The organism is Flavobacterium sp. J49 (genome assembly GCF_011742145.1).
Classification (GTDB): domain Bacteria; phylum Bacteroidota; class Bacteroidia; order Flavobacteriales; family Flavobacteriaceae; genus Flavobacterium.
This window is the reverse complement of sequence record NZ_JAAQQU010000098.1, coordinates 159,572-177,946: the sequence shown is the minus strand read 5'-3', so window position 1 is coordinate 177,946 and position 18,375 is coordinate 159,572. Positions and strand designations below refer to the sequence as shown.

The 18,375-nt window shown below is 38.0% G+C and carries 18 protein-coding genes and 1 tRNA gene; 13 read left to right on the top strand and 6 right to left on the bottom strand.

What is annotated here, in order from left to right:
* The first annotated feature begins 3 nt into the window (after window positions 1-3).
* Window positions 4-1,272: an acetyl-CoA hydrolase/transferase family protein gene (locus HA632_RS03890; protein WP_176305899.1), complete on the top strand. Its 1,269-nt coding sequence runs from the start codon at window positions 4-6 to the stop codon at window positions 1,270-1,272.
* A 28-nt stretch (window positions 1,273-1,300) separates the two neighbouring features.
* Here HA632_RS03890 and gpmI read toward each other — a convergent pair whose 3' ends face one another.
* Together gpmI and HA632_RS03880 are read right to left on the bottom strand one after the other, a co-directional pair.
* Window positions 1,301-2,827 (bottom strand): 2,3-bisphosphoglycerate-independent phosphoglycerate mutase, encoded by a 1,527-nt coding sequence (gene gpmI, locus HA632_RS03885; RefSeq protein WP_176305898.1) that lies wholly within the window; start codon window positions 2,825-2,827, stop codon window positions 1,301-1,303.
* Between the two features lie 77 nt (window positions 2,828-2,904).
* Window positions 2,905-5,364, bottom strand: a complete 2,460-nt coding sequence (locus HA632_RS03880) for a DUF5916 domain-containing protein (RefSeq protein WP_176305897.1) — start codon at window positions 5,362-5,364, stop codon at window positions 2,905-2,907.
* 190 nt (window positions 5,365-5,554) lie between these two features.
* On the opposite strand from HA632_RS03880, the gene HA632_RS03875 reads away from it, so the two are divergent.
* Window positions 5,555-6,262: a murein L,D-transpeptidase catalytic domain family protein gene (locus HA632_RS03875; RefSeq protein WP_176305896.1), complete on the top strand. Its 708-nt coding sequence runs from the start codon at window positions 5,555-5,557 to the stop codon at window positions 6,260-6,262.
* Here HA632_RS03875 and HA632_RS03870 read toward each other — a convergent pair.
* Window positions 6,251-6,694 (bottom strand): GNAT family N-acetyltransferase, encoded by a 444-nt coding sequence (locus HA632_RS03870; RefSeq protein WP_176305895.1) that lies wholly within the window; start codon window positions 6,692-6,694, stop codon window positions 6,251-6,253. The two genes, HA632_RS03875 and HA632_RS03870, sit on opposite strands and share 12 nt — an antisense overlap.
* Window positions 6,695-6,813: 119 nt before the next feature.
* Between HA632_RS03870 and HA632_RS03865 the strand changes: the two genes are divergently transcribed.
* Window positions 6,814-6,886, top strand: a tRNA-Gly gene (locus HA632_RS03865).
* Window positions 6,887-7,008: 122 nt separating this feature from the next.
* On the opposite strand, the gene pepE is transcribed toward HA632_RS03865, so the two are convergent.
* Complete coding sequence (gene pepE / locus HA632_RS03860; RefSeq protein WP_176305894.1) at window positions 7,009-7,719, bottom strand: dipeptidase PepE; 711 nt, start codon at window positions 7,717-7,719, stop codon at window positions 7,009-7,011.
* 121 nt (window positions 7,720-7,840) lie between these two features.
* Between pepE and HA632_RS03855 the strand changes: the two genes are divergently transcribed.
* The 6 genes from HA632_RS03855 to HA632_RS03830 all read left to right on the top strand — a co-directional run bounded on the left by HA632_RS03855 (window position 7,841) and on the right by HA632_RS03830 (window position 13,154).
* Entirely contained in the window at window positions 7,841-8,608 is a 768-nt protein-coding gene (locus tag HA632_RS03855) for a hypothetical protein (protein WP_176305893.1), read from the top strand.
* A 34-nt stretch (window positions 8,609-8,642) separates the two neighbouring features.
* Complete coding sequence (locus tag HA632_RS03850; RefSeq protein ID WP_176305892.1) at window positions 8,643-9,404, top strand: hypothetical protein; 762 nt, start codon at window positions 8,643-8,645, stop codon at window positions 9,402-9,404.
* Between the two features lie 9 nt (window positions 9,405-9,413).
* A complete protein-coding gene (locus HA632_RS03845) occupies window positions 9,414-9,917 on the top strand; it encodes a DUF6702 family protein (protein WP_228778749.1) in 504 nt (167 codons plus the stop codon).
* A gap of 61 nt (window positions 9,918-9,978) precedes the next feature.
* Window positions 9,979-12,228 carry a M1 family metallopeptidase gene (locus tag HA632_RS03840; RefSeq protein ID WP_176305891.1) on the top strand — a complete coding sequence of 750 codons (2,250 nt, stop codon included), beginning with the start codon at window positions 9,979-9,981 and terminating at the stop codon, window positions 12,226-12,228.
* A 45-nt stretch (window positions 12,229-12,273) separates the two neighbouring features.
* Window positions 12,274-12,597, top strand: coding sequence for a twin-arginine translocase TatA/TatE family subunit (locus HA632_RS03835; protein ID WP_176305890.1), 324 nt, complete (start codon window positions 12,274-12,276; stop codon window positions 12,595-12,597).
* Window positions 12,597-13,154: a phosphatase PAP2 family protein gene (locus HA632_RS03830; protein WP_176305889.1), complete on the top strand. Its 558-nt coding sequence runs from the start codon at window positions 12,597-12,599 to the stop codon at window positions 13,152-13,154. Before HA632_RS03835 ends, HA632_RS03830 begins: the two co-directional genes overlap by 1 nt.
* A 15-nt stretch (window positions 13,155-13,169) precedes the next feature.
* On the opposite strand, the gene HA632_RS03825 is transcribed toward HA632_RS03830, so the two are convergent.
* The gene (locus HA632_RS03825) at window positions 13,170-13,811 is read right to left on the bottom strand and encodes an O-methyltransferase (protein WP_176305888.1); all 642 of its coding nucleotides are present in this window, start codon (window positions 13,809-13,811) and stop codon (window positions 13,170-13,172) included.
* A gap of 72 nt (window positions 13,812-13,883) precedes the next feature.
* On the opposite strand from HA632_RS03825, the gene rlmN reads away from it, so the two are divergent.
* Window positions 13,884-14,924 (top strand): 23S rRNA (adenine(2503)-C(2))-methyltransferase RlmN, encoded by a 1,041-nt coding sequence (gene rlmN / locus HA632_RS03820; protein WP_176305887.1) that lies wholly within the window; start codon window positions 13,884-13,886, stop codon window positions 14,922-14,924.
* Window positions 14,925-14,978: 54 nt separating this feature from the next.
* Here the strand turns inward: rlmN and HA632_RS03815 are convergent, their stop codons facing one another.
* A complete protein-coding gene (locus HA632_RS03815; RefSeq protein ID WP_176305886.1) occupies window positions 14,979-15,812 on the bottom strand; it encodes a hypothetical protein in 834 nt (277 codons plus the stop codon).
* Window positions 15,813-15,941: 129 nt separating this feature from the next.
* On the opposite strand from HA632_RS03815, the gene HA632_RS03810 reads away from it, so the two are divergent.
* The 3 genes from HA632_RS03810 (at window position 15,942) to HA632_RS03800 (ending at window position 18,365) form a co-directional block, all read left to right on the top strand.
* The gene (locus HA632_RS03810) at window positions 15,942-16,922 is read left to right on the top strand and encodes a polyprenyl synthetase family protein (RefSeq protein WP_176305885.1); all 981 of its coding nucleotides are present in this window, start codon (window positions 15,942-15,944) and stop codon (window positions 16,920-16,922) included.
* Window positions 16,923-17,071: 149 nt separating this feature from the next.
* A complete protein-coding gene (locus HA632_RS03805; protein WP_176305884.1) occupies window positions 17,072-17,632 on the top strand; it encodes an RNA polymerase sigma factor in 561 nt (186 codons plus the stop codon).
* Window positions 17,619-18,365, top strand: coding sequence for a hypothetical protein (locus HA632_RS03800; protein ID WP_176305883.1), 747 nt, complete (start codon window positions 17,619-17,621; stop codon window positions 18,363-18,365). The genes HA632_RS03805 and HA632_RS03800 overlap by 14 nt, the downstream gene beginning before the upstream one ends.
* Window positions 18,366-18,375: the final 10 nt, after the last annotated feature.

Here is an 18,375-nt window from a genome sequence, read left to right as displayed (position 1 = left end):
GGTATGAGTAAATATGTTACGGCTGCAGAAGCAGTCAAAGTAGTAAAATCAAACGATAGGGTTTATGTTCAGGCAGCAGCAGCCACACCAACCATTTTAACCAAAGCTTTAGCCGAAAGAGCCGCAGAGCTCCGCAATGTTGAGGTTTGTCACTTGCACACCGAAGGTCCGGCACCGTATGCCAATCCTGAGTTAGTCGATAGTTTTCATGTCAATTCCTTTTTTATCGGAGCCAATGTTCGTCATACTTTAACTGCCGGAAACGGTTCGTACACACCGGTTTTTTTGAGCGAGTTGCCGCATTTGTTTCGCAAAAAAGTATTGCTGATTGACGTAGCTTTTATACACGTTTCACCACCCGATAAACACGGTTATTGTTCCTTAGGCGTATCCGTTGAAGCGACTGTGGCAGCGATTGAAAATGCTAAAATTGTTATTGCCCAAGTTAACCCGCAAATGCCGAGAACCTTTGGAGACGGGATTCTTCATGTATCCGAGATTGATTATTTGGTAGAAGTGAACGAACCCATTTTTGGTCACGCGCCAACACCTTTTTCCAAAGAAGAAGAAAAAATAGGCGAGTACATTGCTTCTTTGATTGAAGACCGAAGCACGTTGCAAATGGGAATCGGTTCGATACCCAATGCAGCTTTGAGCAAATTAACAAACCACAAAGATTTAGGGTTACACACCGAAATGTTCTCCGACGGTGTGATTGATTTGATTGAAAGTGATGTGATTAATTGTAATTATAAAGGCACCTTGCGCGGCAGAGTGTTAGCCACTTTTTTAATTGGTTCCAAACGTTTGTATGACTTTGTCAATGACAATCCGTTTATAGAAATGAAGGAATCCTCCATGGTGAACGATACCGCACGTATTCGTAAAAATCCTAAAATGGTGGCTATCAATTCTGCTATAGAAGTCGATGTAACCGGACAAGTTTGTGCTGATTCAATTGGTGCCAAAATGTATTCCGGCGTTGGCGGACAAATGGATTTCATTCGTGGCGCCTCTTTAAGCGAAGGCGGAAAAGCTATTATTGCGCTACCGTCTATCACCAAAAGAGGCGAAAGCAGAATTGTACCTTATTTAAAACAAGGTGCCGGTGTAGTCTCAACACGTTCCCATGTACAATACATCATTACCGAAAACGGCATCGCCGACTTATATGGTAAAACCCTAAAACAACGCCTGAACGAAATGGTCAAAATTGCGCACCCAACTCATCAGGAAAGTATTGAAAGAGGTTATTATGAGCTGTTGAAATAAAAAAAGCCCCGAATTATCGGGGCTTTTTTTATAATCGTACTAAAAGTGATTTTCCGGTCATGACCTCAGGTTTTGGAACGCCCATGAGTTCTAAAATCGTTGGAGCCAAATCGCCCAAAACACCATCGTGTACTCGGATATGGTCTTTGTCGACCATAATAATCGGCACCGGGTTTGTCGTATGCGCTGTATTGGGTGAACCATCCGGGTTAATCATCGTTTCACAATTGCCGTGATCGGCGATGATAATGGTGGTATAATCATGAGCCAAAGCCGTTTCAACGACTTCTTTGACACAAGCATCTACGGCTTCACAAGCTTTGATGGCAGCTTCCATTACACCGGTGTGTCCTACCATATCGCCATTGGCAAAATTCAAACACACAAAATCGACTTCGCCTTTTTGCAACTCGGGCACCAAAGCGTCTTTGAGTTCAAAGGCACTCATTTCGGGTTGCAAATCGTAAGTAGCGACTTTGGGAGAGTTTCTCAAAATACGGGTTTCGCCTTCAAAAGGTACTTCTCGTCCGCCCGAAAAGAAGAAAGTTACGTGTGGATATTTCTCGGTTTCGGCTATGCGAATTTGTTTCTTTCCTGCTTTTTCTAAGACTTCACCAAGCGTTTCAGTGATGTTGTCTTTGTCGTAAATCACGTGTACATTTTCATAGGTATCATCGTAATTGGTCATGGTGACATAGTACAAATTAAGCTTGTGCATGTTGAACTCGTGGAAGTCTTTTTGCGAAAGCGCCTCGGTCAATTCTCTTCCTCTATCGGTTCTGAAGTTGAAGAAAATCACCACGTCATCGTTTTGAATGGTGGCTAAAGGTTGGTTGTTCGAATCGACAGCTGATAGCGGTTGGATAAATTCATCGGTTACATTTTCGGCATAACTATCGGCTATGCTCTGAACCAAATTAGTGCTGTGTTTTCCCGTACCGTTTACAACCAAATCATAAGCGAGTTTCACGCGTTCCCAGCGTTTGTCTCTGTCCATGGCATAATAACGTCCAATAACCGAAGCTATTTTGGCCGTAGTATTTTGAAGATAATTTTCTAAATCTTGAATATACCCTTTCCCCGATTTGGGGTCAACATCGCGACCATCAGTAAAGGCATGCACAAATACTTTTTGCAATCCAAATTCCTGCGAAGCATCAATCAAACCGCGCAAATGCGAAGTGTGTGAATGCACGCCGCCATCTGAAACCAAACCTAAAAAGTGAACGGCTTTGTTGTGGTCTTTGGCATATTGAAAAGCATCAACCAAAGGCTTTTCCTGACTCATGGTTTTGTGGGCAACTGCCAAGTTAATTTTGGCCAAATCTTGATAAACAATTCTTCCGGCACCAAGATTCATGTGTCCTACTTCTGAATTCCCCATTTGTCCTTCGGGTAAGCCTACGTTTAGACCGTCGGTTCGGAGTTGGGCATTAGGATATTGTTTATATAAGCCGTTAATAAACGGAACGTTAGCATTATCAATGGCAGATACTTTAGGGTCGGGTGATTTGCCCCAACCGTCTAAAATCATAAGGATTACTTTCTTGTTCATTGGGTATTGTTTTATTACATACAGTAAGGCCTATGGCCTAGAGTGAGTAGCAAAGATAAGGCTAAAATTTGATTTTTCTAGAAGTGAATCCTTTCCTTAGGCTTGGTAAACGATTTGTAGAATTTAGAATTTTTCACCGTATTGTAGTCAATAAAATAGCGGATGCTGATGGAGAAAACGTGGTTTAAATTTTCATTATTCACAGCGTCGCGAATATTGGATTCGAGCTGGCGGTTAAATTCTCTGCTGAATAAGGCTGAATTATTGCGATACAAAACCGAAACTTGGCTTCCTGGGGCAAACCACCAAGAATAAGTCAAATCCAAATTCCAAAGGTTGAGGTTTGAATTTCGGTTTTCAGTGTAAGTTGTATTTTGAGTGAAACCACCGTCATCTTGTAACGTCAGGATATCATGATTGGTTACAAATGACCAATAGTGACGAACATTCAGGTTAAAGTTCATTTTGTTGTTGATAGAATATTTTCCTTGTATTGTATTAGTATAAGTAATTCGATTTCTTCGGGCGAAAATGGTATTGTCATTTTCATCAAAAGCAATCCAACCGATATTATTGTTTTGGCGGTTGAAAGTAAAATTGTAAATCAAAGACAATCGATCGCTGAAGCGATATCTCGGACTAAAAACAAATCCATAATTCATGCGTCCTTTCTCGTTGAATTTTGTAACAAACGGATTGATGTCCAATGCCCATTTTCGGTTATAATTACTTGAAAAATAAAAGTAAGTATTGTAATTGTCAGGTATGATCACAAATCGTTCCTCGTTGAAGGAGCGCGGTTCGTAAAAATCGTGAACGTTTAAAGGATTAGCCGTAACACCGAAACCGAAGTAATCATTTTTTTTATCAGTAGTATTAAAATTCAGACGCATGTAGCCCGATTGAATTCTACCGGTTCTGTTATCAAATTCGGAATATGAATTTAAATTAGCCGAAAAGGTATTAAAAACACTGTTGGGGTTTACAATCCGATAACTCGAGTTGGCATAAAATCCGTGATAGTGCGTTTGAAAATTAATCCCCAAATCATTATTGTCAAAATCATCCGATGCATAAACACCACCAATACTAAAACGGTATTTGCCGCTGGTTTCTCCCAAGTTGAAGTAAGAGCTTATTCCTTTTTTGTCTTCAAGATCAAAATGATTATTGATATAACTGTATTTGAAATTCCCCGAAATATTATAGGTGTTTTTCTTGGTATTCAAATCCCAAACCAAAGCCGAAACATTAGCGTCTCTAAATTCACCATTACGAGTTACATTAGTATTAACAAGTGAAACAGAGGAGTTTTTGCGAAAGCGTTGGTCGAGTACCAATACATTGTAATTGGTTAATGGAGAAAGGGTTTCGAGGCGAGTGGTGTTGGTGTCGTTGTTTCGAATATGAACACTGTGTTTTTCCGAAACAGCATTCAATACGCCAATTCCTAACCCGCTCTTTGTTCTCCCGGACACTTTGAATGCATTGATAAGCCTGATATTGCTTGGTTGGTCTAAAACGGTTTCATTATCGGCTACGGTTAAATAATCCGGAGTTTCACCGATTCTTCTCGTGTATAATAAATCACCTTTGCTGAAGAGGTCGGTTCCTTCGGTAAAAAAAGGTCGGTTTTCGGCAAATTGCTGTTCAAAAGCCGTGAGGTTTAATTCTACGTTATCAAATTTAGTTTGACCAAAATCGGGAATCAAAATAGCATCTAACGTAAAAGCATCGTTGATGCCGTATTTAATGTCCATTCCACCGCGAAATTCTCCGTAAGTTCTTTGAGAAGTATTCGAATAAAAGTATTGTGAAGCATAAGGAATCAAAAACAAACGGGTTGGGGTTTGAATGTTTTCAATGCCTTCCAAAATACCGGCTTGAATACTTTCGTTTTCAATTTTTCGGTCTAAAAGCGACCAAGAGTACTGTTGGCGATCCCGTCGAATTTCTCGGTAAAAATTCAAACCCCAAGTTTGTTTTTTTTCCGGTGGAAAACGAAGTGCGGCATAGGGAATTCTCATTTCAACGGTCCAGCCGAAGTTGGTTATTTCCACATGACTGTCCCAAATGGCATCCCAAGAGAAATCCTCACCATAAGATTCGGTGTACACGCCATCTTGTTGAACACCCGCAGCGCTGACGAAAAAGCGAAATTCTTGCTGTCCGTCATTATATCCGTTAAGTAGTACCCCAAAATGATCAGCTACGGCAAAATCATCCCTTAAGGTAAACTCTTTTAAAATTTTATGAGGTTCGTCATCATACATTATAGCAGCAATGTATATGGCGCTATTGTCATAAATGATTTTAACCTCGGTCTTTTTTGCTTCGGCTATTGGTTTGCCGTTATCCGGTTCAATCATGACAAAGTCGGTGGCAATCTCAGCCTCTTTCCAAGCGGACTCGTCAAACTTACCGTCAATAGTGATTTTAGTATCCGTTGAGCGGGTTTGAAGCGTTTTCTTTTGGCTAAAAACTAAACAGGGGAAAAGCAAAAATATAGAGATAAAAAAGTAGGACTTTTTAGGCATTGATGATTTTGTTTGACAAACAAAAATAACTATTTAATTGATATTTACAACCTTTGCGAAAATAAAACCTGTTGATTTCTATTGGATTAAAAAAAATTAAAATTGGCTTAATAAAAACGAAATTATTTGGTTTTGGTAAAATATAATATATATTTGCCCTACCCACGTCTAATTAAACCTATAGCAATCAATGAATTATAAATCCTTCTCTCTATTGTTTTTTGTCTTGTTGATGTCTTTCAACAGCTTTCCCGACAAAACAAATCTGAATCCTATAAGTCTTGAATCTACGGAAAAAAAGGCATCTGAAAATGTATCTGTTTACAGTCAGATAGATGCTAATTCTTTTGTGTTGCCTAGTTTTGAAAGTTTTAATTTGGCTTTAGATGGGTTTAACCATCTTAAAGAAAAAGGGCTGATTCAAAAAAATATCCTGACCATTGTTGACTTTAGTTTGTCATCTACAACCAAAAGACTTTGGGTGATTGATTTAGACCAAAATAAAGTTTTATTCCAAACTTTAGTAGCGCATGGAAGAAATACCGGAGAAGAGTTTGCCCAAGCCTTTTCTAATCAAGCAGAGTCTTATAAAAGCAGTGTTGGATTTTATGCCACCGCCGAAATCTACAAGGGCAAACACGGCATGTCTTTAAAATTAGACGGTTTGCAAAAAGGGTTGAACGATAAAGCCAGAGAAAGAGCTGTAGTAATACACGGTGCCGATTATGTATCTGAATCTTTTATCAAACAAAACAAAAGATTAGGCAGAAGTCAGGGTTGTCCGGCAGTTCCGGTAGAGATGAACCAAAAGATTATCAATGTGATTAAAGACAAATCTTGTTTGTTTATTTATCATCCGGCGGCCAAACAAGATATTGTATCGAAGTTAGCGTCGTAGTTTTTTCCACATCACATAATGAATACCAACCCCGGGAATGTCAAATGAATTCCCAATGATTTCGTATCCCGTTTTTTGGTAAAAACCAACAGCATTTTCACGTGCGTTAAACCATATCAAATCGATATTTTGAAGTTTTAAGGTCTTTTCGGCATGCTCAACTAATTGTCTCCCGAAACCTTTTCCCTGATTGTTTTCCAAAACTGCCATGCCTCTGATTTGCGATTGATGCTTTTCCTTAAACAATGGGCTATTGTTTTCAAATAGCGAAATCACACCTTCCAATTTATCATTTTGATACAAACCAAAATGTTGCGTGGTTGTCAAATCATCCCCTTCGAAGTGACAGCTTTCTATAGTTTTCCCTTTTCTGAGTATCGGATGACGTACTGCAATTGTTTCTAGGGCTGAAATTTTTCTGATTTCTATCATGTGTCTCTTTATAACTAAATGGTTTTCTATGGGTTATAATCGCTAAAATTTTTCACAACATTTTTTCTGAAAAAAATTTGCATCAAAGCAAACTTATTCTATATATTTGCACCGTTAATGCGGAAGTAGCTCAGTTGGTAGAGCTCCAGCCTTCCAAGCTGGTTGTCGCGAGTTCGAGCCTCGTCTTCCGCTCTTAAGTTAAAACCTCTAATTAGTGTTAGAGGTTTTTTTTATGCAATAATGTTAGGGTTGAAGTTTTTTTATTGAAGATTAAAAAATTACCAATAAATAATCTGCGAATCTGCGGTATTTTTTTATTCTCCTAAATAAGCCAAATCTTTCTCAGGAGACAACTCTTCAGGGTCTTTATTTTGCTGAAACAATCTCGCCGTTAAATTCCCTTTTAAAATTATTTTTTCGCCGGTAACTTCTAACCAACTTCCCTCACGTAATCCCAAAACCGGTATGGTATTGAAGGCATGAAATTCTTTAATTCTCGTTTCGCGGGTTTCGCCCATGTGCTTGCTGTTCATGTCAGGATCCAAATAATGTGGATTCAAATTAAACGGAATCAATCCCAAAGTTGTAAAACTCGGAGGATAAATAATCGGCATGTCATTCGTGGTTTGCATGGTCAATCCGGTAATGTTGCTTCCGGCACTTGTGCCTAAGTAAGGGGTGCCATTTTGAACTGTTTGGGCTAAAACTTCCATCACCTGATTTTCATATAATTGGGTAACCAATAAAAAAGTATTGCCTCCGCCGGTAAATATGCCTTGAGCATTTTGGATTGCTGCTGTTGGATTGTCAAATTCATGCAATCCTTTTACGTTTTTGTTTATTTTGGCGAAAGCCAAACGAACATTTTCGGTATAATCCTCATGAGAAATCCCGCCCGGACGGGCATAGGGGATAAAGAGAATCTCAGTACAGTCTTTGAAGTGATTTTGTAAAGTGGGCAACAAATAATCCAAATAAGTGCCGCCGTGAACGGTGGATGTGCTGGCAATAATTAGTTTTTTCATTTTTTAATTGATTCTACTCCAAAAGTAGTGTTTTCCCGCTTTTATTTAACAAAAAATTACCAAGCTATTGGCATTTATTTGGGAATGCTCTAAGATATTTTTACCAAATCTAATCGCCTATATGAATCATTTTTTAAAAATAGTGTTGTTGTTGCTGACAGTAAATCTGACTACAGCACAAAATACTGTAGTAAAGGCAATGAAAGGTAAAGTCGTTTCGGAATCAGTCGATTTAGACGGAATTTATATCATTAATCTAAAAACTGAAGCTGCCACAGCTACTGAAAAAGAAGGGTATTTCACGTTGAAAGTCAGTGTTGGTGATACTTTGATGTTCTCTGCAATACAAATTAAAGGCAAGAAAATAGTGGTTTCTCAAGAGGATTTTGACAAGGATTTATTTTTGGTTAAACTGGAACCAATGATCAATCGACTGGATGAGGTTATCGTCAAGCAATACAAAAATATCAATGCAGTTTCCCTCGGGATTATTTCGCCCAATACCAAGCATTATACACCCGCCGAAAGAAAATTTAAAACGGCTACAGGCGATGGAGTTTCCGGAAATACAGACGGTTCAACCGGTGCGTCTGCGGGTTTGGATCCTTTGTTCAATTGGATGTCGGGACGAACGGCTATGCTCAAAAAGGAATTGGAAGTGGAAAGAAAAGAAACGATGTTGCAGAAAATTGAGAACCAATTCAGTATCGATTATTTTGTAAAAAAATTAAAAATCCCCGAAGAGTACGTCAAAGGTTTTTGGTATTTTGTGGTGGAAGACAACAGATTTGTGAGCGCTATGAATGTGAAAAACAAAACCATGGCCACTTTTGTATTGGCTGACCTGGCCACAAAATATATAGATTTATTGAAGGCTGAAGATAAATAGTTACTATTTTTGAAGTTTTGTAAAACCCAGTAGAATGAAGTTTAAAATTTTCTTTCTTTTTGTCTTTATCCAAAGTTTGGGCTTTGGTCAATCGGCTGAATTGACTTTTTTGAGAGGAAGAATTATCTGCCCTATCAAAGAGTTGGGAGAGGTTAATATCTTCAATCTTCGGTCCGAAACGGTTACCAACTCTAATGAAAGCGGAAATTATTCTCTGTTTGTCAAAGTAGGCGATACACTCGAATTTAAAAGTTTGCAAATTGAAACACACAAGATTGTCATTAGTGAAACCGATTTGACCAAACCTCTTTTGGTAACCAATTTAATTCCCAAAACCATTGATTTGTCTGAAGTTGAAATCAAAGATTACAGTCATATTAATGCGGTTTCTTTGCGCATTTTGGAAAAACCGGCCAAAAAATACACTCCGGCCGAAAGGAGATTAAGAACAGCGGAGACTTTTCATTGGTACAGTCCGTTATTAATTCCGTTGGGCGGTATGAGTGTTGACGGGATATTGAATTCTATTAGCGGCAGAACAGCCATGTTGCAAAAAGAATTGGCCATTGAAAAGAAAGAGCGGATGATGGTGAAAATAGAGAACCAGTTTACGAATGACTATTTCATTAAAAAACTTAAAATTCCGGAAGAATATGTCAAAGGGTTTTTATACTATATAGTAGACGATACTAAATTGATAACTTTCATCAATGAAAAGAACAAAGGGATGGCAAACTTTAGGTTGAGTGAATTGGCAACGGATTATTTGACCCTATTAAAAAATAATGGTAAATAACATTTTTGAATGATGAAAAGAGGATTGAAAACAGCCGTTTTGTTGTTGCTTTTTCTGGGGCTGACCTCGATGACGGCACATCGATTTTATGTGGCGATTTACCAAATTGATTATGTGCCGCAGAAAAAAAGATTGGAAATTACCACGCGAATTTTCATGGATGATTTGAATGATGCCGTAAGCAAAGCTTATAAAACACACACCAACATCGGAACCGAAAAAGAAACAGCCGAAGACATACTTTTATTGAAAAAATACCTGTCTGAACATTTCAAACTCACCGTCAACGGAAAATCTAAAGTCTATACTTATTTGAGTCGTGAGGTAGAAAGCAACGTTGTGATTTGCTATTTAAGCATTAAAGAAATTGGAAAAGTTTCCTCGCTTCAAGTCGACAATTCTATCTTAATCGAAGTTCATTCTGAGCAACAAAATATTATCCAATTTAACAATAATGGTAAAAAGCAGAATCTTTTACTGTCTTCGTCAATCACTAAAGGAATGTTAAAATAATTTCCTATTTATTCCATCAACTTAAATTTCTTTACATTTATGACCTAAAAAAAATTAGGCTATGAATCGTAAAACTAAGGTTTTATCAATTTTAGGGTTGTTTGTTATGGGTTTGACCCAAGCACAAGAAGCAGCTAAAACAACCAAATCAGAAGAAAGAAATCCGGATAAATTCAAGCAGATGTATGACTTGTTGGCAACACCCAATATGTATCGTACGGCTTCAGGAGCGCCCGGACCGGAATATTATCAGCAACAAGCAGATTATAAAATCGATGTAGAACTGGACGACAAAAATCAAAAGTTATACGGGACCGAAACCATCACTTATACTAACAATGCTAAGGAATCGTTAGATTATCTTTGGGTGCAACTAGATCAAAACGAAAAAGCCAGAAACTCCAATTCGCCTTTGGTGGAAAGCAATAAAACCGATCCGGCCATTTCTGCGCAAGCCTTTTCCAGAAAATATTTAGAAGAAGATTTTGACGGCGGATTCCGAATCGAGTATGTAAAAGATGCCCAAGGCAATCCAATGACTTATACCATCAACCAAACCATGATGCGTATCGAATTACCTAAGCTTTTGAAGAACAAAGAAAAGATTACCTTTTCTATCAAATGGTGGTATAACATTAACAATTACATTTTGGATGGCGGTCGTTCGGGCTATGAGCATTTTGAAAAAGACGGCAATAATTTGTACATTTTAGCTCAGTTTTACCCAAGAATGGCAGTATACAGTGATGTTGAGGGTTGGCAAAATATGCAGTTCTGGGGTTCGGGCGAGTTTGCGCTGACTTTTGGGAATTATGAAGTCAATATTACCGTTCCTGCCGATCATATTATGGAAGCCACAGGAACTTTGCAAAACAGAAACGAAGTGTTCACGGCCGAACAATTAAAAAGATATGCACTAGCTGAAAAATCTTTCGATAAGCCGGTGGTTGTGGTGACGCAAGCCGAAGCCGAAGCTGCAGAAAAAGGGTTTTCAGACAAGAAAAAAACTTGGAAATTCAAAGCCGAAAATGTGCGTGATTTTGGGATTTCCACTTCCAGAAAATTCATTTATGATGCTATGGCAGTAAAAACCGGAAGCACTACTTCAATGGCGATTTCTCTGTATCCGAAAGAAGGTAACCCGCTTTGGGGCGAATATTCTACCCGAATGGTAGCACATACCCTAAAAAGCTACTCTAATTATACTTTTGATTATCCTTATCCTAAGGCAGTTTCTATCAATGCACGAGACCAAGGCATGGAATACCCAATGATTTGTTGGAATTTCGGACGTCCGGATGAAAACGGAAAATACAGTGACCAAACTAAATATGGTATGCTGGGCGTAATTTGTCACGAAGTCGGGCACAATTTTTTCCCGATGATTGTCAATTCAGATGAGCGACAGTGGACATGGATGGATGAAGGCTTAAACTCATTTATGGAATATTTAGCGGAAAAAACATTTGACCCTAATTTTCCAACCCGTCGAGGTCCGGCGAAAAATATTATTCCTTATATGAGTGGCGACCAAACCGGTTTAGAACCGATAATGACCAATTCGGAGAGTTTGCGTCAATTTGGAAACAATGCCTACGGAAAACCGGCCACCGCCTTGAATATATTGCGTGAAACCATTATGGGACATGACTTATTTGATTATGCTTTTAAAACTTACGCCAATCGTTGGAAATTCAAACACCCAACACCGGAAGACTTTTTCAGAACGATGGAAGATGCTTCGGCAGTCGATTTAGATTGGTTTTGGAGAGGTTGGTTTTATACCACAGACTACAATGATATTGGGATTAAAGAAGTAAAAAAATATTTTGTAAGCAATGAAGCTTCGAAAGAAGTTAACGATTTTATGAAAACCCGTCGCCGCAGGGATTCTCGCAATGGTCCGATGGTTTACATGATAGCAGAAGGAAGTACGTCCTACAAGCCGGAACTAAACAAGCCTTTTAAAATAGAAGATTTTCAAGCTTTGGATGACTATGTGAACAAGAATTTCAGCACGGAAGAAAAAGCCAAATTAAATGAGCCTAAGTATTTTTACCAAGTCACTTTTGACAAACCGGGTGGATTGGTTATGCCTATTATTGTCGAAATTACTTTTGAAGATGGTACTAAGGAAAATCATTATTTCCCGGCACAAATTTGGAGAATGAATGATAAAGAAGTGAGTCGAACTTTTGCCACCAAAAAAGCGGTTTCCAAAATTGTAGTCGATCCCAAGGAAGAAACAGCGGATATTGACACCTCAAATAATTCTTGGCCAAAAACAACGGAAAAATCGAAATTTGATTAGCAGAACTTTGTAACTTTGCGACTTCATAATTAAGCAATTTAAAATATGTTTGGAATAGGCGGCGGCGAATTAATTTTCATCATTTTTATAGCGTTGATGCTTTTCGGCTCAGATAAGATTCCGGAAATTGCCAGAACGCTTGGCAAAATAATGGCGCAATTGAAAAATGCTACCAATGACATCAAATCAGAAATTCAAAAAAGCGCTGACGTTCAGGAAATCAACAGCTCTGTAAAGGAATTGACTTCCACTTTTACCGACGAAGTAGACAAAGTGAAAAGCAATGTTTCTGAAAATATATTACCCGATGTTAATAAAGCCGCAGAAGATTTAGACACTTTAACCGGTCCGATTAAACGCCAATTTTAATGCTTGAAAAAATAATTGACCTCGACAAGGAATTGCTGGTTTTTCTGAACGGTTTAGGTTCTGAAAGATGGGATGGATTGTGGTTGATTATAACTAAGCAACTCAATTGGGCTCCGATTTTTTTATTCGTTTTTTATTGGTTACAAAAGAAAATCGGCTGGAAGAAATTTGGCTTCTATGTACTTTTCATTGCGGTGATGATTCTCATTTGTGACCAAACCGTCAATCTTTTCAAATACAGTTTTGAGCGTTTGCGTCCTTGTAATGATACCGAGATTAATGGTATTATAAGATTAGTGAAAACCAGTAAATCTTTTAGTTTTTTCTCAGGGCATGCGACCAATTCTATGGCCAGTACGGTGTTGACTTTTATGATTTTAAAGAGATACTATAAACACGCTTATTGGCTGTTTCTATTTCCATTGATTTTTGCTTATAGTAGAATTTATCTGGGCTTACATTTTCCAACGGATATACTAACCGGCTATGCTTTTGGCGCCATTGCAGGATTTATGGGTTACAAATTATATTCTAAGTATATACTTCGTACTTCGTAGTTCTAACTTCGTGCTTTATTTCACTCTCGAAACAGTCAAACCATCTCGAATAGGCAATAAAACGGTTTCTACTCTCGAATCATTTTTCAATAATTCGTTATAGGCCATGATAAGTTTGGTGGTTTTATCATTGGGCTTAACTTCTTCTAAAACTTTCCCGCTCCACAACACGTTGTCAGATAAAATAATGCCTCCTTTGTTCATGATGGGTATCACCAAATGAAAGTAGTTGATATAATTGTCCTTATCAGCATCAATGAAGACCAAATCGTATTTTTTATCTAAAGTAGGAATAACGTCAATTGCACTGCCGAGATGTTGAACAATCTGTTTGCCCCATTCGCTGCGGTCAAAATATTTTCGTTGAAAATCGACTAATTCTTCATTTACATCAATGGTGTCAATGGTTCCGTTTTCGGCTAAACCTTCTGCCATGCACAAAGTGGCATAACCAGTATAAGTGCCAATTTCCAGTACATGCTTCGGATGAATAATTTTCGACAACATGCTCAAAACTCTGCCTTGAAAATGACCGCTCAACATGCGAGGTTGCAAGATTTTTTGATGGGTTTCTTTGTTCAATTGTGCCAACAATTCCGGCTCGTCTTGGGAATGTTGGGTTACATAGTGGTCTAATTCGTCGGAGAGGAAATGCATAAGAATCAATTTCAAAAGTCAAAATTACAAATTCCAAAATTAGTATTTCAACTTTATGACTAACTTTGCGCCATGGAAATCGAGAAAAAAGACATCCGAAGTTTGACCAAAGCCCAATTGCGTGATTTTTTTGTGGCCAATGGAGACAAAGCGTTTCGTGGCAATCAAGTCTATGAATGGCTTTGGAGTAAAGCATCACATAATTTTGAAGACATGACCAATGTGTCTAAAGAAACCCGTGCGATGCTCGAAAATAACTTCGTGATTAACCATATCAAAGTCGATACCATGCAACGAAGCGAAGACGGAACGGTCAAAAATGCGGTTCGTTTGCACGATGGTTTAATCGTGGAAAGCGTTTTGATTCCCACAGAAACCAGAACCACAGCTTGCGTTTCGAGTCAAGTAGGTTGTAGTTTGGATTGTAATTTTTGTGCCACAGCACGTTTGAAAAGAATGCGAAATTTGGAACCGGGAGAAATCTATGACCAAGTAGTGGCGATTGACCGAGAAAGCCGTTTGTATTACAATCGTCCGTTGTCGAATATTGTTTTTATGGGTATGGGTGAACCGTTGATGAATTACAACAACGTGATGAAAGCCATTGACATGATTACCTCTGAAGAAGGTTTGGGCATGTCGCCTAAGCGCATTACGGTTTCTACTTCGGGAGTTTCTAAAATGATTAAAAAAATGGCGGATGATGAGGTGAAATTTAAATTAGCAGTTTCCTTACATTCGGCTATTGAAGAAACTCGCAATCACATTATGCCCTTCACTAAAAACTTCCAATTGCCCGAATTGAAAGAAGCTTTGCAATATTGGTATCAAAAAACAAAAAGCAAAGTTACTTATGAATATGTCGTTTGGAAAGGCATTAACGATGATAAAGCCTCGATAGATGCTTTGGTGAAATTCTGTAAATATGTGCCTTGTAAAGTCAATTTAATTGAATACAACCCCATTGATGACGGTGAATTTCAGCAAGCTTCTGACGAAGCAATAGACAATTACATCAAGGCTTTGAGCAAATACGATATTGTAGCCAAAGTACGCCGCAGTCGAGGAAAAGATATAGATGCTGCTTGTGGTCAGTTGGCCAATAAATCATAAAAAAAGCTCCCATATTTGGGAGCTTCTTCTTTTTATAACTAAGTTCAAATAAAATTAATTTCCTAAGTTAATTGTTGTCGTGTTACCGTTGACGGTTAGTGTGGCTTGGTTATCACAATCACCATTTCCGTAATCTAAAGTTGCAGTATTGTTGGTTCCAACAATGTTTACCACTCCGCTAACAATGTGTGGGCAGTCGGCCTCTACTCTTAACGGCGTTGTGATGGTTGAAGTTCTGGTTCCGGCTGGGAAAGTAGTAGTCCAACTTCCTGAAATTGAAAACACATTATCAGCCCAAATCATTGGGGTACCAAATCCTTCAATCATTTCTCTTACTCTGTTTCCTTCTCTATGATAAACATTTCCGTTAGGGAAAGTTACCGTCATATCAATTGACATTGAAGCTACCGGATGAACCGCGGCTAAAGTAGTTGTGCTTTGTAAACTTCTAACAATGTTTCTGTTACCTTCGATTAAGATATCATTGTGGTGGAAATCAACAAAACTGTAAATAATAGTATAAGATGGTGTGTCAAAATTCAAGCTCCCGCTTACTATGATTGTTCCGTCGATTACATTTCCGTTGGGTAAAGTACAATTGTCAAAAGTTACCGTTCTAATCCAAGAAGTGGCCGTTAGTTGAATATCAACAGTAGCACAAGGTGGTAATGCCTGCGTTTCAAGTTCGCTGTTTCTTCCGGCGCCCGGATTGGCCTGAAGGGCATATTGGTCTTCGGCAATTTTGGCTACATCTTCAGTTACCATATCAATTTTGGCACTCACTCTTGCCTCACTTAATTCAGACGAGCTACTGTTGCTCTCATCTTTGCTACAGCTTAGGATAAAAGTTGATAAAGTCAATCCTAATACAAGATTTTTAATTTTCATATCTGTTATTTTTTGGTTCCAATGTTGGAATATAAAATTCACAAAAGGTTTAATCAAAGGGAAATATTTTTTTCAAACGGTTCCATTATTGTATCTTTGAATGCCCGATGGAACTCGGTTGTTATTTTAATGAATATTACTTCGCAAATAAAAAAGCCTATCCAAGAAGAAATGGAACTTTTCGAGAAAAAGTTCTACGAATCAATGACTTCTAAGGTAGCGCTTTTAAACAGAATCACCTATTATATTGTCAACCGAAAAGGGAAGCAAATGCGGCCCATGTTTGTTTTTCTGGTGGCCAAAATGCTTTCTGAAAAAGGCGAAGTCAATGAAAGAACTTATCGCGGAGCTTCAGTAATCGAATTGATTCACACGGCAACTTTGGTTCATGATGACGTGGTAGATGACAGCAATCGTCGACGCGGATTTTTCTCCATCAATGCTTTGTGGAAAAACAAAATCGCGGTTTTAGTAGGTGATTATTTATTATCTAAAGGATTATTGCTATCTATTGACCACGGCGATTTTGATTTGCTTCGAATAATTTCTGTAGCAGTACGTGAAATGAGTGAAGGCGAATTACTCCAAATAGAAAAAGCCCGAAGATTAGATATCGTAGAAGATGTTTACTATGAAATCATTCGAAAAAAAACGGCAACTTTAATTGCGTCTTGTTGCGCGCTCGGTGCCAAATCGGTTTCAGAAGATGAGGTTCAAGTTGAAGCCATGCGTAAATTTGGTGAGCTCATAGGAATGGCTTTCCAAATCAAAGACGACTTGTTCGATTATACCGATGACGCTATCGGCAAACCAACCGGGATCGATATTAAAGAACAAAAAATGACTTTGCCGCTAATTCATGCCCTGAACAATTGTTCCGAAAAAGAAAAAAGCTGGTGCATCAATTCGATTAAAAACTATAACAAAGACAAAAAGCGCGTTAAGGAAGTCATCCAATTTGTAAAAGACAAAAACGGCTTGCAGTATGCCGAACAAAAAATGGTGCAATTCCAAGAAGAAGCGCTTCAAATCCTTGAAAATTTCCCCCAATCTAACTATAGAGACGCGCTTTCGCTTATGGTAAATTACGTTATCGAAAGGAAAAAGTAATTTTTTTAAAAAATATTTTCCGCCGCAAAGCATTGATTTTACTGAGATTCGCAACATTTTTATTTTAAAATTTATTTTTTTTCAAATCATCATGCAACCATTTTTCGATGACTCTCGTCTATGCTAATAGAACAAACTAACCAAGCGTTTTGAAAGTAATCAACTTACATCAAGAGGAAAAAGAATTAATCGAACTGGCTGTCGAAAACAATCGCCACGCACAGCATCAGATTTATTCCAAATACGCTCCGAAAATGCTGAGTGTTTGCCGTCAGTATATTAAAGATATACACCAAGCAGAAGACATTATGATTACGGCTTTTATGAAAGTCTTCACCAATCTTAAGAATTTTGAACACAAAGGCAGTTTTGAAGGTTGGATTCGTCGCGTAATGATTAACGAATGTATTTCGTTTATAAGAGTGCAGAAAAAAGTAAAGTTTATTGAAGACGAAACGTATTTCGAAGAAAGACACAATAATATTGAAAGTCAGTTTTCGGTGGAAGACATACAGTTCTTGATTGACAGTTTACCCGACGGCTATAAAATGATTTTCAACTTATATGCGATAGAAGGATTCAAACACAATGAAATTGCGGCCATGTTAGGCATCAGCGAAGGTACTTCGAAGTCACAATTATCACATGCTCGAAAAATGTTGCAGGAGAATGTTAAGAAATTAAAAAATTATGAAAATGGAACCGAATAAAATAGACAAACAGTTCAGAGAAAAGTTGAATGCCAGAGAAATTCAACCGTCAGCTCAAGCTTGGGACCGATTGGATGCCATGCTTTCAGTGTCTGAAGAAAAAAAAACAAGAAAACCTTTTGGCTTTTTGTTTATTGCTGCCAGCATTTTGGTATTCGTAACACTTGGTTTGTTTTTGTTCAATCAAAATGGTACAGAAATTAATACCATTAATACTGTAGTTGGAACAGAAACTAAAATCGACACAACTCAAAACAAAAGCAATGACATTCAAGCGCCAATCGTAGAAATACAGAAACAGAACGAAGCAATCGCCACTTCGGAGGTTCAGCCAGCAAACAAAAACCGCCAACTGCCAACCAACAATCAAGGAGTTTCAATCAATAATCAATCAACCAACAATCAAAATCAAATCATCAAAGACAAACCAATTGAATTCCAATACTCGTCTGATGTAGCCCAAAAAAGCTTGCCAAAAGTAATGGAGCCAAAGGAAATTGTCATTAGAAAACCCATCAGTGTAAAGTCAGACGAAAGTTTGTTAGCCGATTTAGACAAATCCGCCAAAGAAAAAGCCAGTCAGAAGTCGACTTTAAAAGTGGATCCCAAAAGCTTACTTTCTCAAGTTGATGGCGAAGTGGAATATTCCTTTAGAGAAAGAGTGTTCAATAAGGTAAATAAAAATTACAAAGAAATTAAGGTGGCCTTGGCCAACCGAAATACAGAAGAATAATCATTAATCA

Excerpts from the sequence above, each read along its gene's own strand:
- HA632_RS03890 (WP_176305899.1), top strand. The coding sequence starts at position 4 with ATGAGTAAATATGTTACGGCTGCAGAAGCAGTCAAAGTAGTAAAATCA.
- gpmI (WP_176305898.1), bottom strand. The coding sequence starts at position 2,827 with ATGAACAAGAAAGTAATCCTTATGATTTTAGACGGTTGGGGCAAATCA.
- HA632_RS03880 (WP_176305897.1), bottom strand. The coding sequence starts at position 5,364 with ATGCCTAAAAAGTCCTACTTTTTTATCTCTATATTTTTGCTTTTCCCC.
- HA632_RS03875 (WP_176305896.1), top strand. The coding sequence starts at position 5,555 with ATGAATTATAAATCCTTCTCTCTATTGTTTTTTGTCTTGTTGATGTCT.
- HA632_RS03870 (WP_176305895.1), bottom strand. The coding sequence starts at position 6,694 with ATGATAGAAATCAGAAAAATTTCAGCCCTAGAAACAATTGCAGTACGT.
- pepE (WP_176305894.1), bottom strand. The coding sequence starts at position 7,719 with ATGAAAAAACTAATTATTGCCAGCACATCCACCGTTCACGGCGGCACT.
- HA632_RS03855 (WP_176305893.1), top strand. The coding sequence starts at position 7,841 with ATGAATCATTTTTTAAAAATAGTGTTGTTGTTGCTGACAGTAAATCTG.
- HA632_RS03850 (WP_176305892.1), top strand. The coding sequence starts at position 8,643 with ATGAAGTTTAAAATTTTCTTTCTTTTTGTCTTTATCCAAAGTTTGGGC.
- HA632_RS03845 (WP_228778749.1), top strand. The coding sequence starts at position 9,414 with ATGATGAAAAGAGGATTGAAAACAGCCGTTTTGTTGTTGCTTTTTCTG.
- HA632_RS03840 (WP_176305891.1), top strand. The coding sequence starts at position 9,979 with ATGAATCGTAAAACTAAGGTTTTATCAATTTTAGGGTTGTTTGTTATG.
- HA632_RS03835 (WP_176305890.1), top strand. The coding sequence starts at position 12,274 with ATGTTTGGAATAGGCGGCGGCGAATTAATTTTCATCATTTTTATAGCG.
- HA632_RS03830 (WP_176305889.1), top strand. The coding sequence starts at position 12,597 with ATGCTTGAAAAAATAATTGACCTCGACAAGGAATTGCTGGTTTTTCTG.
- HA632_RS03825 (WP_176305888.1), bottom strand. The coding sequence starts at position 13,811 with ATGCATTTCCTCTCCGACGAATTAGACCACTATGTAACCCAACATTCC.
- rlmN (WP_176305887.1), top strand. The coding sequence starts at position 13,884 with ATGGAAATCGAGAAAAAAGACATCCGAAGTTTGACCAAAGCCCAATTG.
- HA632_RS03815 (WP_176305886.1), bottom strand. The coding sequence starts at position 15,812 with ATGAAAATTAAAAATCTTGTATTAGGATTGACTTTATCAACTTTTATC.
- HA632_RS03810 (WP_176305885.1), top strand. The coding sequence starts at position 15,942 with ATGAATATTACTTCGCAAATAAAAAAGCCTATCCAAGAAGAAATGGAA.
- HA632_RS03800 (WP_176305883.1), top strand. The coding sequence starts at position 17,619 with ATGGAACCGAATAAAATAGACAAACAGTTCAGAGAAAAGTTGAATGCC.